This is a genomic window from Sinorhizobium terangae, assembly GCF_009601505.1.
Classification (GTDB): Bacteria; Pseudomonadota; Alphaproteobacteria; order Rhizobiales; family Rhizobiaceae; genus Sinorhizobium; species Sinorhizobium terangae.
The window spans coordinates 97421-111218 of record NZ_WITC01000026.1 but is presented as its reverse complement, the minus strand read 5'-3'; the positions used below and the strand labels follow the sequence as shown (position 1 = coordinate 111218).

General features: G+C 61.7%; 13 protein-coding genes. 2 read left to right on the top strand and 11 right to left on the bottom strand.

The genetic code is table 11. The features are described from left to right. The first annotated feature begins 1 nt into the window (after window position 1). Window positions 2-895, top strand: a complete 894-nt coding sequence (locus GHK62_RS05355) for an intradiol ring-cleavage dioxygenase (protein WP_153437283.1) — start codon at window positions 2-4, stop codon at window positions 893-895. A gap of 51 nt (window positions 896-946) precedes the next feature. Here GHK62_RS05355 and GHK62_RS05350 read toward each other — a convergent pair whose 3' ends face one another. The 8 genes from GHK62_RS05350 to GHK62_RS05315 all read right to left on the bottom strand — a co-directional run bounded on the left by GHK62_RS05350 (window position 947) and on the right by GHK62_RS05315 (window position 9859). Further along, complete coding sequence (locus tag GHK62_RS05350; RefSeq protein WP_153437282.1) at window positions 947-2020, bottom strand: ABC transporter ATP-binding protein; 1074 nt, start codon at window positions 2018-2020, stop codon at window positions 947-949. A 4-nt stretch (window positions 2021-2024) separates the two neighbouring features. Next, the gene (locus GHK62_RS05345; protein ID WP_153437281.1) at window positions 2025-3953 is read right to left on the bottom strand and encodes a glycoside hydrolase family 127 protein; all 1929 of its coding nucleotides are present in this window, start codon (window positions 3951-3953) and stop codon (window positions 2025-2027) included. A 22-nt stretch (window positions 3954-3975) separates the two neighbouring features. Then, window positions 3976-4839: a carbohydrate ABC transporter permease gene (locus GHK62_RS05340; RefSeq protein ID WP_153437322.1), complete on the bottom strand. Its 864-nt coding sequence runs from the start codon at window positions 4837-4839 to the stop codon at window positions 3976-3978. Between the two features lie 23 nt (window positions 4840-4862). After that, a complete protein-coding gene (locus GHK62_RS05335) occupies window positions 4863-5780 on the bottom strand; it encodes a carbohydrate ABC transporter permease (RefSeq protein WP_153437280.1) in 918 nt (305 codons plus the stop codon). A 66-nt stretch (window positions 5781-5846) separates the two neighbouring features. Next, window positions 5847-7085, bottom strand: coding sequence for an ABC transporter substrate-binding protein (locus GHK62_RS05330; RefSeq protein WP_153437279.1), 1239 nt, complete (start codon window positions 7083-7085; stop codon window positions 5847-5849). Between the two features lie 39 nt (window positions 7086-7124). Next, complete coding sequence (locus GHK62_RS05325) at window positions 7125-8102, bottom strand: LacI family DNA-binding transcriptional regulator (RefSeq protein ID WP_184108801.1); 978 nt, start codon at window positions 8100-8102, stop codon at window positions 7125-7127. Between the two features lie 111 nt (window positions 8103-8213). Further along, window positions 8214-8894 carry a DUF6064 family protein gene (locus tag GHK62_RS05320; RefSeq protein WP_153437277.1) on the bottom strand — a complete coding sequence of 227 codons (681 nt, stop codon included), beginning with the start codon at window positions 8892-8894 and terminating at the stop codon, window positions 8214-8216. 47 nt (window positions 8895-8941) lie between these two features. Beyond that, window positions 8942-9859, bottom strand: coding sequence for an aldo/keto reductase (locus GHK62_RS05315; protein WP_153437276.1), 918 nt, complete (start codon window positions 9857-9859; stop codon window positions 8942-8944). Window positions 9860-10180: 321 nt separating this feature from the next. Between GHK62_RS05315 and GHK62_RS05310 the strand changes: the two genes are divergently transcribed. After that, window positions 10181-11065 (top strand): DUF930 domain-containing protein, encoded by an 885-nt coding sequence (locus tag GHK62_RS05310; protein ID WP_234886775.1) that lies wholly within the window; start codon window positions 10181-10183, stop codon window positions 11063-11065. A gap of 94 nt (window positions 11066-11159) precedes the next feature. Here GHK62_RS05310 and GHK62_RS05305 read toward each other — a convergent pair whose 3' ends face one another. Genes GHK62_RS05305 through GHK62_RS05295 form a run of 3 tightly spaced genes read right to left on the bottom strand, consistent with a single transcriptional unit; the run spans window position 11160 to window position 13762 of the window. After that, window positions 11160-11933, bottom strand: coding sequence for an ABC transporter permease (locus tag GHK62_RS05305; protein WP_153437274.1), 774 nt, complete (start codon window positions 11931-11933; stop codon window positions 11160-11162). Then, window positions 11917-12747 carry an ABC transporter ATP-binding protein gene (locus tag GHK62_RS05300; RefSeq protein WP_153437273.1) on the bottom strand — a complete coding sequence of 277 codons (831 nt, stop codon included), beginning with the start codon at window positions 12745-12747 and terminating at the stop codon, window positions 11917-11919. Before GHK62_RS05300 ends, GHK62_RS05305 begins: the two co-directional genes overlap by 17 nt. 13 nt (window positions 12748-12760) lie before the next feature. After that, window positions 12761-13762 carry an ABC transporter substrate-binding protein gene (locus GHK62_RS05295; protein WP_153437272.1) on the bottom strand — a complete coding sequence of 334 codons (1002 nt, stop codon included), beginning with the start codon at window positions 13760-13762 and terminating at the stop codon, window positions 12761-12763. Between the last annotated feature and the right edge of the window lie 36 nt (window positions 13763-13798).

Genomic DNA, 13798 nt, shown 5'->3' with positions numbered 1-13798 from the left:
TATGGAAGCGCATGAACGAGGTTTTTTCACCGAAGAGAATTCCATCGAGGTCGTCACCGGCCGCAACAAGAACGCCAAGGACGCGCGGCTGAAGCAGGTGATGGAAGTCGTCATCCGCAAGCTGCACGAGGCCGTGAAGGAAATCGAGCCGACGCAGGAGGAGTGGCTGCAAGCGATCCTGTTCCTGACCAGAACGGGGCAGATGTGCAACGAGTGGCGGCAGGAGTTCATCCTGCTGTCGGACACGCTCGGCGTCTCGATGCTCGTGGACGCCATCAACAACCGCAAGCCTTCCGGCGCCTCCGAAAGCACCGTGCTCGGCCCCTTCCACGTCAAGGGAGCTCCGGAACTTGAGATGGGCGCCAATATCTGCCTCGACCAAAAGGGCGAGGACCTGTTCATCCAGGGGCGGATTCTCGATACCAGCGGCAACCCGATCGCCGACGCCGTGCTCGATGTCTGGCAGGCGAACGACGAGGGCTTCTACGACGTCCAGCAGCAAGGTATCCAGCCGGACTTCAACTTGCGCGGGGTGTTCCGGACCGGGCTCGACGGGCGCTACTGGTTTCGCGCGGTGAAGCCGAAATACTATCCGATCCCGAACGACGGGCCGGTGGGTCAGATGCTCGACCATCTCGGCCGCCATCCCAACCGTCCGGCCCATCTGCACTACATCATCAAGGCCGGTGGCTTCGAGACACTGATCACGCACATCTTCGATCCGGACGACCCCTACATCAGTTCCGACGCGGTCTTCGGCGTGAAGGAAAGCCTGCTCGCTGAGTTCAAGCGGACGCACGACCCGGTGCGTGCGAAGGAATATGACTTCGAAGGCGACTTCTGGGAGGTGGAGCACGACTTCGTCTTGGCGCGCGTCGGCGAAAGAGGAAGGTGAGGGAGGCGGCAAGCCTTGGATACCGGCCTGCCGCTCCAGCAGTATCCCGGATCAGCTCAGTCGCCGCCCGTCCGCCGCGAACAGCCGCCGCTGATTGTCGTCGACCGAAAGGGCTATCGTGCTGCCGGCATTGATTTCCGGTCCCGAGCGATATTCGGCAATGAGCGGCTGGCCATCGGCAAGCTGGCAATAGAGATACTGGGTGCCGCCGAGATATTCGGCAAAATCGACTTTTGCAGGAATGTGTTCCTGTCCGCCGTCGGTCACGAAAAGGTGCTCCGGCCTCGCTCCAAAGGAAACCTTTTCTCCGATCTGCAAACCCTCGCCGGCGACGGGCACCGACATCTCGTTGCCCGCGACGCGGACGCGTCCATTGCCCAACCAGACCGCGTCGAGCAGGTTCATACGCGGCGAACCGATGAAGCCCGCAACGAAGATATTGGCGGGATTCTCGTAGACCTCGCGCGGCGTTCCTGCCTGCTCGATGCGGCCGTCACGCAACACGACGATCTTGTCGGCGAGCGTCATCGCCTCGGTCTGATCGTGGGTGACATAGATCATCGTATTGCCGAGCTCGCGATGAAGTCTGGCGATCTCGATGCGCATCGAAACGCGCAACTCCGCATCGAGGTTGGAAAGCGGTTCATCGAACAGAAAGACATCGGGTTTGCGCACGATCGCCCGTCCGATCGCGACGCGCTGGCGCTGGCCGCCAGAAAGCTGGCCTGGGCGACGGTCGAGCAGGTGGTCGATCTTCAGGATTGCGGAGGCGGCTTTCACGCGCGCATCGATCTCCACCGTTTCGGTGCGCGCCATCTTGAGGCCGAAGGCGAGATTTTCGCGCACACTCATGTGCGGGTAGAGGGCATAGGATTGAAAGACCATGGCGATGCCGCGGTCGGAGGGATCGAGATCGGTGACGTTGCGCCCCTTGATCTCGATCTCGCCATCGGTGACCTCCTCGAGGCCCGCAATCATGCGCAGCAACGTCGACTTGCCGCAGCCGGACGGGCCGACGAAGACGACGAAAGAGCCTTCGGCAATCCTGAGGTCGATGCCATGGATGACCTCCACGCTGCCGAAGTTCTTGCGAATATCCGTCAATACAACTCCGGTTTCATTCATGCCATCACCGCCCGACTTCACCGGCGCGCAGCCAGACGAGCATTTCGCCGGGTGTGCGGTTGTCCCATAGATGGTAGGGAACGAAGCGGGCGGTCGCCTGGTTCACCTTCGGCGGCGTCGTGCGATAGAGCGTGGGTCCCCAGTCATCCGCGTTGTCGCGGGCGACGGGAATGTCGAGTGCGACTGCCCCGCGCAGCTCAGCGATTTCTGCAGTCTTTGCCTTCGAGACATCGGAACCAAGCACGATCCCGTTCAAGCCCGCGCCGTTGTCGGTTGCCTCTGCGCAATAGACGAGCGGACCGCGCATGAGCGCGACGCGGCCAGTGTCCTGCCGCACCTGCGGATTGGCCCAGAGCGTGCGCGGCGTCAGCGGGATATCGAGCTCCACGCGGTCGCCGCTTCGCCATTCGCGCTCGATGCGAGCGTAGCCGTCGATCGTTACCTCCGAAAGATCGATCGCCTCGCCGTTCAGTTTCAACGCTGCGCCTTCCGCCCATTCGGGAATGCGCAGCGACAGCGAGAACCGCGCCGGATCCTGCGTCGTGACGTCGAAGCGGATTGCCCCCTCCCAGGGATAACGGGTCTTCTGCGCAAGCTCGACCTTCTTTCCGCCGATTTCGAAGTGGCCCTTGCTCTCGCCGTAAAGATGGATGGCGATTTCGTCGTCTGCCACGGCGTACATGTAGGAGCCAATGGAGGCGAGCAGCCGCGAGATGTTCGGCGGGCAGCAGGGGCAATGGTGCCAGACCCAGCGATGATGCTTGCCCGCGCTTTCAAGCGGGTTCTCGTAGAAGAATGTCTTCCCGTCGAGCGAAAGACCGGCCATGGCGCCATTGTAGAGCGCTTGCTCCATGATGTCCGCATAGCGCCTGTTCGGGCCGCGTCCGAGCATACGGCTTGCCCAGAAGACGAGACCGACTGAGGCGCAGGTCTCTGCATAGGCGCTCTCGTTCGGAAGGTCGTAATACTCCGTGAAGCCTTCGTTCGAAGCCGCCGGCCCGATGCCGCCGGTGACATACATCTGCTTGGTCGTCAGGTCGTCCCAAAGGGTTTCGAGCGCCGAGGTGAGGGTGTCGTCGTTGTATTCGGTCGCGATGTCCGCCATGCCGGAGTAGAGATACATGGCGCGCACGGCATGGCCGACGACCTTCTTCTGCTCTCTGACCGGCAGATGCGCCTGATTGTATTCGTAGGTCTTCTGGATGAACTGCCTCGGATCGCGGCCGTCGCGGATCGCTTCCTCGGTGAAGAAATGAGGCTCTCTGCCGCGCTCGTCGATGAAGAACTTGGCGAGATCGAGATATTTCTTCTCGCCCGTGACGCGGGCAAGCTTTACGAGCGCGAGCTCGATTTCTTCATGGCCGCAGTAGCCCGGCAACTGCCCTTCGCCATGGCCGAAGACCTTGATCATATAGTCAGCAAAGCGGCACATGACGTCGAGCAGCTTGCGCTTTCCCGTAGCCTGATAATAGGCGACGGCTCCCTCGATCAGGTGACCGGCACAGTAGAGCTCGTGATGATCGCGAAGATTGGTCCAGCGCCGGCCGGGCTGCACCCTCTGGAACCAGGCGTTCAGGTAACCGTCCTTGTCCTGCAGCTTTTCATACATGTCGACGATCGCATCGACCCGTGCCTCGAGCCTGGCGTTGGGCTTGCGGTAGAGCGAATAGGCAATCGTCTCGATCGATTTTCCGAGGTCACTGTCCCAGAACATCTGCGTCGAGCCCGACCAGGCCTGCAGCGGGATGACGATGCCGGGGCTCGGCTGGTCGACGTCGATCGCCCTGAGCATCCCAGCCTCGACGCAGCGGTCGAGCAGGACTTCGGCGGTGGATTCGCAGATCGCGTCCTGGCGATCGCCGAAAAGCCCGTGCACTTCAACGCTCGGAACAGGGAGGGGGCGGAACTGGCGATCGTGTCGAGGTTTGTTCATGACTTCATCCGTTTGCTGGAGTTCATTTGACGGCGCCGGCCATCAGCCCGCGCATGTAGTAGCGTTGCAGAAGCAGGAAGACGACGAGGCAGGGCAGGGTCATGACGGCGACGCCGGCCTGAACCGCGCCCCAGTTGACGGCGCCGAGACGACCGGCGCGCACCGCCATCATCAGCACCGGGAGCGTATATTTCTCGTTGCTCGACAAGAGCACGAGGGCTGCCAGGAATTCGTTCCAGGCATTGAGGAAAGCGAAGATCGCGACGGTCGCGATGCCCGGCAGCACCAGCGGCATCAGCACCCGAAAGAGCAGCTTGAGGTCGCGGGCACCATCGATACGGGCCGCCTCCTCGATCTCCTTCGGCACCGCATCGAAGGCATTGCGCATCATGAAGACCGAGAAGGGAAGCTGCAGCGTCACATAGACGAGCGTCAGCCCGAACAGCGAATTGTTGAGCCCGAGCCTGGCGAGGATGATGAAGAGCGGCGTGAGGATCGACTGAAACGGGATCATCAGCGTGGCGATGATCAAGACGAACAGCACGTTCTTCAACGGAAAGCGGTAGCGCGAGAAGCCGTAGCCGGCGAGGACGCTGACGGCGACGGTCAAGGCGACGGTTGCGAGCGACACGAGCAGTGAATTGAACGTGTGCTGCCAGACACCGGCGCCGAAGGTGTCGAGCGAGCGATAGGAGTCGAGGCTGATGCCGTTCGCCGGCCACGGCGGCAATGGCGGCAGACGGGCCTCCGTTCCGTGTCGGAACGACGCGAGCAGGGTGATGGCGAAGGGCGCCAGGAAGAAGAGCGCGATCGCCACACCCGTTGCGTGATAGGTGGATTCTGCCTGGAACGCCTTGCGCGCCCGGCGCCGGCTGGAGAGGCTCATGGAGGGGTTCATCTTGGAAAAGGTCAAGGACGATCCTCCCCGACGCGAAGCAGCCGCAATTGCACGACGCTGATAACCACGAGGATAGCCAGGAGCGCGATCGAGAGAGCCGCGCCGTAGCCGAGATTGAAGGACACGAAGGACTGGTTGAAGATGTAGTAGACAACGGAGATCATGCGGTTTTGCGGCCCGCCGCTCGTCATGATGTAGAACTGGTCGAAGGCGAGAATCGAGCCTGTCACCGAAATGATCAGCGCCAGCGCAATCGTCCGGCGCATCAATGGCAAGGTGAGATAACGGAACCGCTGCCACCGACCGGCGCCGTCGATGCGGGCGGCTTCGGTCAGTTCTGATGGAATCGCTTGTAGGCCCGTGAGCAGGATGATCATCGTGAAGCCGGCGATCTTCCAGACGACCATGACGATGATCGTGAAGAAGGCGCTATCGAAAGTCGCAAGCAGATTGGGACTCTTTTCAACGAGCCCGAGCGCCTTCAGGGCAGGACCAATGAAGCCGCTGTCGACATTCGCGAGCCAAACCCAGAGCAACGACGCCGACGCGAGACCGACGACGACAGGCAGGAAGATGATGGTGCGGTAGGCGCCGACGAAGCGACGGTGTTTCTCGACGAAGATCGCCAGCGGGAAGGCGACGGCGAAGATCGCGATCGTCACGATCACGGTGTAGTAGGTGGTGAAGCGCAGCGCCGAGACGAAGCGCGCGTCGTTCGCCATGCGGAAATAGTTGTTGAAGCCGATCCAGCGCGGCGAACCGAGCAGCGGCCAGTTGTGCAGGCTCATCCACCCGGTAAACAGCACCGGCATGACGAAGAAGACGATGACGAGGGCCATCGCCGGGGCGATATAAAGAAGCCCGCGCCACTGCGAGCGGCGCCGTCTCCTGCGCACGGGCAATGCTTTTCCTGGGCCAGGGCCGGCCATCGCGATTCTCCGCCTGTTCAAGAGAGGGGCCGGAGGATTGCCTTCGGCCCCGGTTCTAGCCTGCAATCACTGGCCAGTATCGATGATCGACTGCATTTCCGACTGGGCGTTCGAGAATGCCCCGTCGACATCGTCGCCATAGATTGCCGCATTGGTGAACGTCGCCCAAGGGCCGTTGGCGCTGTTGATCAGATCGTTGAATTGCAGCGTGTAGGGTGTCTTGGCGACTTCGATCGCCTTGATTCCCACCTGCATGCGCGGATCGAGACCCTCAAGCACCTTGTCGGCGATATCGCCGCGGGTCGGCAGGCTGCCGTATTTCGCCATCACCTTCTGGCCGTCCATCGAATAGGTGTATTCGAGGAATTCCTTCACTGCGTCGATCTTCTTCGTGCCCTTGGTGATGACGAAGTTATCGCCGCCGGCAAAGGACGAGGTTCCGCCGTTGACGCCGGGAATCAGCGTCACGCCGAAGTTGATGTCGGGGTTTTCGGTCACCAGCGTGCCGATGGCAAAGGCACCGATGCTTTGCTGGCCGATCTTGCCGTTCGTGAAAGTCAGAAAGTTTACGCCGTTGTCGCTGGCCGAACTCGCCGGCACCAGGTCCTTCTTGACCATAGAGCGATAGATATCGACGGCTTTACGCATTTCCGGGGTATCGAGCGTCGCCGTCTTGCCGTCGGCAGAGAGAATGTCGGCACCCGAACCCCAGACGAGCGGGGTGAAGGTGAAGATCATGCAGCCGCCGCAGCCGCCGCCGGAGAAGTAGAAGCCATAGATATCGTCACCGAGCGCGCGGATCTTTTCGGCATTGGCTTCTATCTCCTCCCAACTGGTCGGCGCCTTTTCCGGGTCGAGGCCGGCTCTCTTGTAGAGGTCCTTGTTCCAGGCAAAGATCGAAGTCTCGACCGAAAGCGGCAGGCCGTAGATGCGGTCCTGGTAGGTACCGAGCTTGACGTGCGACGGTGAGAGCGAATTGAAGTAGGGCAGGGCCTTCGCCCAATCGGTCAGGTCCTCGAGCTGGCCGGCGGCGGCAAAGGCCGGAGTGTAGATGAGGTCGAGCGAAAGCGCGTCGGGGGCCTGCCCGCCCGCGATCGCGGTCGCATATTTCTGCACCAGTTCGGAGAACGGCACCTCCGTCATGGCGACCTGGTTCTCGTGGCTGGCATTGTAGGCCTCGACGACCTTCTTGAAGGATTCGCCGATGCCGGAACGAACCCACATTTCGATCTTCTCGGCGGCCGACGCGCCGGACGCCAGACACAAGGTAATGATGCTCGTTGCTGCCAATAGACGCTTGATCATGGCACTCCTCCCGTTGTGGCGCCTCCTCGCGCCGTTTCGTTATTCCGTGGGGCTCACGCCCCCGCACGATTGCCGGACAACCAACCGGCACGGCAATTTCCTCACGCCCGGCTCGACGCGGTGCCCCTCTGCGAGCGCGAGCACGGTCAGGCCGGCCTCGCGGCCAAGCTCTTTCAAATCCATGTCGACGGACGTCAGCGGCGGTCTGGTTTGTGCCGCGACGATCTCCCAGTTGTCGAAGCCGACCACCGACACATCTTCCGGGACCCTGACGCCGCGCTCGCGCAAGGCGTCCACCACGCCACGGGCGATCTGGTCGTTGCCGCAGAAGATGGCATCCGGCTTTTCGCCGGGCCGAGCCCAGATCGACCCGACGGCCTCATGACCCCAGCTTTCCGCCCAGATGCCGTAAAGGACGGGCTCGACATCGCCGGCAACGTCCCGGTAGGCGCTGGCGCGCTCCCGGACCGAGAAGAAATCCTCCGGCCCGGTGATATGCGCGATCCGGCGGCGTCCGAGCTTTGCCAGCCATTCGACCGCAAGACGCGCGCCCTGCGCATCATCCGAGCGCAGCGTCACGCTGTTTTCGGTTCCTTCGGTAAAGGCATAGACGACCGGGACCGGCAGGCTCGACAGATCGACCGGCAAACGTCGGTCCAGGCGCTTGCCGGAGGCGATGATGCCGTCGACCTGCTTGTCGAGCATGGCCTGGACATGGATCTGCCCCAGCGCCGGATCGTCTTCGATGGCGCACAGGAATACCGAGACACCGTGATCGACCAATGCTTCCGAAATTCCCGCCATGACCGGCAAGGTAAAACGGCCGTAGGTGTCGTTCGTCAGGAGCCCGATCGTGAAGCTGCGCTTGCTGAGCAATCCGCGCGCAAGCGCGTTCGGCCTGAAGCCGATTTCGCCCGCGATCCGCTTCACCCTCTCGCGCGTTTCGGGGCCCATGCGGCCAGTATTGTTCAGCGCCTTCGAAGCCGTTGAAATACTGACGCCTGCTGCCGCAGCCACGTCATGAATGGTCACGCGTCTGTTGGCCGGATTGTCCAGTGCAGCACCCTCCCGTAGTTAAGCTAGAGAAAACCTTTTCTCACGCGGTCTGTCAACAGGAAAAAGGTTTTCTCATCGCTCTTTGGGCGAGGTTCGGCATCGGTCAGGGATCAGCAGCAAAACTGAGACAAGGACGATGGAGGCAATCGGGACGATTGCGCCGCGATCCTCCATCGCCGTGAGGGTCAGGCTGCTGAACCCGCACCACAGGAGCGGGATCGGCAGAAGCAGCAAGAGACGTCGTCCTCTGATCGCCAGCACCGCGCCAAGCGTCGAGATCGCGGTCGGATCGGGCATCATGCCGAAGATTTCGGCGGCGGCCAGCGAACGCGTCGACAACGGGGCGAGAAGCGGGTGAACCAGGAGCGCGAACAGGGCAAGAACCGACCCGCCGTAGCGGCGCCATCGGCTCACGGCGACGCAATGGTTCGGATCAAGGCTGAGAAGTGCCAGGAGCCCCGCCTGAACAAAGAACGCCATCGCTGCATAGCTCGCGCCCCAGTTTATGGTTGCATAGCGAAGCCAGAGGAACTGCCATCCGCAAAAGATCCAGGCCACGGCCAAGGTCGGCAGAAGCGCGACCTTTGCCAAGCGCACCTCCCTGAGCACGAGAACCATGATCGCCAGCATGCCGGCCACGAAAACGAGGTGAAGCGGCCAGAAGTCCTGATTGTAGCGCTCGATGAGGCGAACATAGACGCGTGGCGAAAACATCAGGAAATCGGCAGGGGTGTAGGTCCACCATTCCGACATCCATCGACCTCACGACTCGTCCGTTCGGGGACACTGGAGGGCGGCGGTCACAACGCCTCCACATAGTCGACCATGCGCCGCCGCATCGTCTCGTCAGGCAGCACGCCGCCGCCGGCTTCGAGATTCTCGCGCACATGGTCGACGCGGGTCGTCGCCGGTATGGCGCAGGTGACGGCCGGATGCGAGATGATGAACTTGAGCAGGAACTGCGCCCAACTCCGCGCCCCGGTCTCGCCAACCCATTCGGGCAAGGGTTCGTCGTCGAGCTGCCGGATCAAGCTGCCCTGGCGGAACGGTCGGTTGACGATGACCGCGATGCCTTTCTCCCGCGCCAGGGGCAGGATGCGCTCCTCCGCCTCACGATCGAGGATGTTGTAGGTGACCTGCACGAAATCGATGGGCTCGCTCGCCATGATGCGTTCGATTTCCCGATGTCGGCGTCCTTCCGAGCTGCTGATGCCGACATAACGCAGCTGCGCCTTTGCCTTCATCTCGAACAGCATCGGCAGATGATCTTCCCAGGAAACGAGATTGTGGACCTGCATGAGATCAAATTTCTCAACGCCCCAATGGGCGCGAGAGGCTTCGATCTGTTCCGCCCCGCTTGCCGGATCGGAAATCCAGACCTTCTCGGCCGAAAACAGGCGATCGGGATATCCGAGCTTCTTAAGACCGTAGCCGATGGTCGGTTGCGAGGACCCGTACATGGGAGAGGAATCGATCATGCGTCCGCCGCCCTCGAAGAAGGCAGCCATCACGGCGGCGCACTCGTCCTTCAGCAGCGGATCATCGCCGACGTTGAAGGTGATCCAGGTTCCGAGTCCGATCGCCGGTATTTCCTCGCCACTCGACGGGATCACCTTGCGGATCGCGCCGGCAGGCTCGGCGTGCGACGAGTGACCCATCGCCGGCAATGATGCAGCCAATGCAAGTCCCTGAAGGACGCTTCGCCGTGTGAACCTCATCGAAGCACCTCCTTTCCGCGCTGGGCAATTGACAGAGGCACGCGAAACTGTACGCGTGACATCCGGCGAGATCATGAACCGCGACGGCCGAGGCCCGAAGCCACGAAGTCGTGATGAGAGACCGTCGGCCGGAGCGTGGGAGACGCGTCGGGACTTTCCGCTTGTTCACGGCCACGCGAGTCCTTATTTGACGATGACCGTTACAGGCTGGAACGGGATGAGAAACTGCCTCGTCCTGCCTGGCCTCCGCCCGTGCAGCCCGCTGTCTTTTGAGCAATGCAACAGTTCGCCAACGCGCCGAAGAGAGAGATCGGATGGGGCATGCCGACGTCGGTTGCCCTGCATCTGACCGTCGCGTTCCTGTTGCTTTTCCAGCTGCCCGAAGCAACGCCGGAACCGGCGAAAGAGCAGAGCGTCAAGGTCGAACTGGTTCCGCCGCCGTCCCCGAAGCCGGCAGAAAAGCCGCAGACGGAGCCTGCGAAATCAACCGCCACCCCATCCGCCGCGCAGCCGCAGGTCTTCGAATCCGGGTCAGTGCGCGCCGAAGTAAAGGAAGCGCAGCGGCCGCCGCAAGGCCCGAGTGACGCACAGGACGTTCCGAAAGTCGTCGAACAGCCGAGGCCGACGGCACCGGCGACAGAGACCGCGCGCGAAATGCCTGAGCCCAAACCGGCGCCGCCGGTGCTGGCGACACCGCAACCGGATGCGGCGACCCAAGAGGGCGAGGCGGAAGCGGCGTCCCTTGAAAGCGTGCCGGTTCCCGCGCAAAAGCCACTGCCGGAAACGGCGGAGAAACAGCAGTCCTCGGAGCCGGCAGGCGCCAAAGTCGAACAGAAATCCGACGAGCTCGTGCCGGCGAAAGAACTCTTTTCGCCAAATGCGCTGTCGAACCCGCGCATCAAGCAGGCGCTCGGCAAGCTCCCCGTCAAGGCACGCGTCGCGCAGATCTGCAGCATCGAGGCGCTGGAGCAGATCCGCAACCAGAGGCCGGGTACTTTCCCGGATATGCTCGCCCGCGCCGGAACTATTTCGACTTCGGCGGTTACCGCCATAGGCAGCGCCTACCGGAGCAAGGCGAACTGGTACAACGTCGACTTCAAATGCGAGGTCGACGCCGAGGCGACATCGGTGGTTTCCTTCAGTTTTGCCATCGGTGGCGCAGTGCCGAAAAGCGAGTGGAATGCGCGCCGACTGCCGCTGAATTGATGTGGGGCGGAGGTGACGGCGCGGTCGGACACTCGCGCGAAAGCAACAGGGCCTCCGTTTCGGGAGGCCCTGTTTCCGGCTTACGGAGTTTGCTTCAGGCGGGACGCTCGCCAGCGCTCGGCCGCCATTTGATCAGCCTTTTTTCGACCACGTCGAGAAGGCTGTCGATGATCAGCACGAAGATTGCCAGTATGATGATGCCGGCAAATACGCCGACTGCATCGAAGTTTCCTTCGGCCTGAGCGATCAGGTAGCCGAGACCGGCAGAGGCGCCGAGATACTCACCGATGATGGCGCCAACGACCGCGAAGCCGACGGAGGTGCGCAGCGAGGACAGGATCCAGCTTGCCGCGGCCGGAAAATAGACGTGGCGCAAAAGGTCCGACCGCTTTGCCCCGAGAATGCGGGCATTCGACAGAACGACCGGGTTCACCTCACGCACGCCCTGCATGGCGTTGAAGAACGTGACGAAGAAGACGAGCGTTACGGCGAGTGCCACCTTCGACCAGAGGCCGAGGCCGAGCCACAGCACGAAGATCGGCGCGAGGACGACGCGCGGGATCGCGTTCAGACCCTTGATGAATGGATCGAGAATGCGAGCCGTCCTGCGGCTAAGTCCGAGCCAGACGCCGGCAGCGACGCCAAGGCCTGTGCCGATGAGATAACCGAGCACGGTCTCTGTCAGCGTGATCGTCACATGGCGATAGAAATCGGTGTCGGTCACCCAGGATATGACCTGGTTGAAGATGTCGACCGGTGGCGGGAAGAAAAAGACATCGATCACACCGGCAGCGACGCCAAGTTGCCAGCCGCCGAGAATGACGGTCAGGAGGCAGAGCTGGATCAAACGTTCAGTCATGGCGTTCATAGCTTTTCTCCACTTCGCCGCGCAGTGACGCCCAGATGTTGCGATAAAGATCCATGAAGCGTGGATCGAGCTTGATTTCCGCCACATCGCGCGGCCGGTCGAGGTCGACCGTGAAGCTGTCGATGACGCGACTGCGCGGCCCGGCCGCCAGAACCACGACGCGGTCACCGAGCGCGATGGCCTCTTCGAGGTCATGTGTGATCATCACGACGGCGCGCCGCTCCTCCTGCCACAGGCGCAAGAGTTCATTCTGCATCAGATGACGCGTGTGGATATCGAGCGCCGAGAACGGCTCGTCCATCAGAATGACCTTTGGGCCGGTAATCAGCGCCTGGGCCATCTGGACGCGTTTGCGCTGGCCACCCGACAACTGATGCGGATAGCGGTGCTCGAAACCCTTGAGACCGACCTTGGCGAGCCAGGCGATGGATCGCTCACGACGCTCGGAAGCGTCAACGCCCTTGAACATCGGACCCAGCTCGACGTTTTCCAACGCCGTTTTCCACGGAAGCAGCGCATCCTGCTGGAAGAGATATCCGATAGCGTTCTGGACGCCTTTGACCGCCGCACCGTCGATCGAGACCGTACCGGCCGCAGGCTTCAGGAGGCCGGCGATCGCGTTGAGGATTGTGCTTTTGCCGCAGCCGGTCGGGCCGACGATCGCGAGAAATTCGCCATCGGCAACCGTGAGATTGACATCCTGAACGGCGACATAGGCGCCGAATGACATGGTGACCGCATCGATCGACACCATCGCCTTGGGCGTTTGCCCGCCGACAGCATGCGGCACGGGTTTCACGACAGCCAGCGACATGGCTTCCTCCTCATCAGTTCGCGACATCGTGCGGCGCTTTGCCGACGAAGTCGTTGGTATAGGTTTTCGATAGATCGATATCCGCCGCCGCGACCTTCTCGTTGAAGCTCTTGAGAACGGCGAGCGGCGTCTTGACGTCCTCGTCGTTGAAGCGGCCGTCGGTCGAGAAGATCGCCTTCGCGTTCTCGACGGCTTTTATGTAGGTTTCTCTATCGCCCGAAATGAATTCTTTCGGGAGCTTCTCGACGATCTCCTCGGCCGAGTGATTGTTCATCCACTGCAGCGCCTTGACAGTCGCATTCGTGACCTTTTGGATCGTCTCGGGGTTCTCGTCGATGTAGTCTTGGGTGGCATAGAGGACGGAGGTGGGATAGGTCCCGCCGTAGATTTCCTTGGCGCCTTTGTCGCTGCGCGCATCGACGAGGATCTTGCCGACGCCCTTGGCTTCGATGAAGGTCGCCGCCGGATCGTAGTTGACGAGCAGATCGATCTTGCCCTGTTCGAGCGCGGCGACGGCAGCAGAGCCGGAGCCGACGCCGATCAGCGAAACGTCATCCGCCGACAGATTGTGACGCTGCAGATAGTAGCGAACGAAGAAATCGGAGGACGATCCGGGCGAAGTGATGCCGATCTTCGCACCCTTGATGGTTTCCGGCTTTGCCGGGTCAAAGGTGGCATTCTTGCCGCCGGCAAGGACAAGGCCGGAGTTGCGCGCGAGTTGTACGAAGCCGACGACGGCCTTGTTCTGTGACTGCATCTGAATCGTGTGGTCGTAGAAGCCTACAGCAACGTCGGTCGACCCGGCTACCAGCGCCTGCAACGTTTTCGAGCCACCGGAGGCAAAGTTCTCGACGGTCACCTCAAGACCTTCCTGCTCGTAAAGCCCGAGACCCTGAGCGACGGGAAAGGGAAGATTGTTGAGATTGTACGAGCCGACGCTGATGCGAACCGGTTCCGCAAAGGCGGATCCGGCAAACGCAACGGTGGCCGCGAGGGCGAGCATGAGCTTACGCATGATTGTTCCTCCAGGTTACGTGGCGCCCTCCCGGCA

Excerpts from the sequence above, each read along its gene's own strand:
- GHK62_RS05355 (WP_153437283.1), top strand. The coding sequence starts at position 2 with ATGGAAGCGCATGAACGAGGTTTTTTCACCGAAGAGAATTCCATCGAG.
- GHK62_RS05350 (WP_153437282.1), bottom strand. The coding sequence starts at position 2,020 with ATGAATGAAACCGGAGTTGTATTGACGGATATTCGCAAGAACTTCGGC.
- GHK62_RS05345 (WP_153437281.1), bottom strand. The coding sequence starts at position 3,953 with ATGAACAAACCTCGACACGATCGCCAGTTCCGCCCCCTCCCTGTTCCG.
- GHK62_RS05340 (WP_153437322.1), bottom strand. The coding sequence starts at position 4,839 with ATGAGCCTCTCCAGCCGGCGCCGGGCGCGCAAGGCGTTCCAGGCAGAA.
- GHK62_RS05335 (WP_153437280.1), bottom strand. The coding sequence starts at position 5,780 with ATGGCCGGCCCTGGCCCAGGAAAAGCATTGCCCGTGCGCAGGAGACGG.
- GHK62_RS05330 (WP_153437279.1), bottom strand. The coding sequence starts at position 7,085 with ATGATCAAGCGTCTATTGGCAGCAACGAGCATCATTACCTTGTGTCTG.
- GHK62_RS05320 (WP_153437277.1), bottom strand. The coding sequence starts at position 8,894 with ATGTCGGAATGGTGGACCTACACCCCTGCCGATTTCCTGATGTTTTCG.
- GHK62_RS05315 (WP_153437276.1), bottom strand. The coding sequence starts at position 9,859 with ATGAGGTTCACACGGCGAAGCGTCCTTCAGGGACTTGCATTGGCTGCA.
- GHK62_RS05310 (WP_234886775.1), top strand. The coding sequence starts at position 10,181 with ATGCCGACGTCGGTTGCCCTGCATCTGACCGTCGCGTTCCTGTTGCTT.
- GHK62_RS05305 (WP_153437274.1), bottom strand. The coding sequence starts at position 11,933 with ATGAACGCCATGACTGAACGTTTGATCCAGCTCTGCCTCCTGACCGTC.
- GHK62_RS05300 (WP_153437273.1), bottom strand. The coding sequence starts at position 12,747 with ATGTCGCTGGCTGTCGTGAAACCCGTGCCGCATGCTGTCGGCGGGCAA.
- GHK62_RS05295 (WP_153437272.1), bottom strand. The coding sequence starts at position 13,762 with ATGCGTAAGCTCATGCTCGCCCTCGCGGCCACCGTTGCGTTTGCCGGA.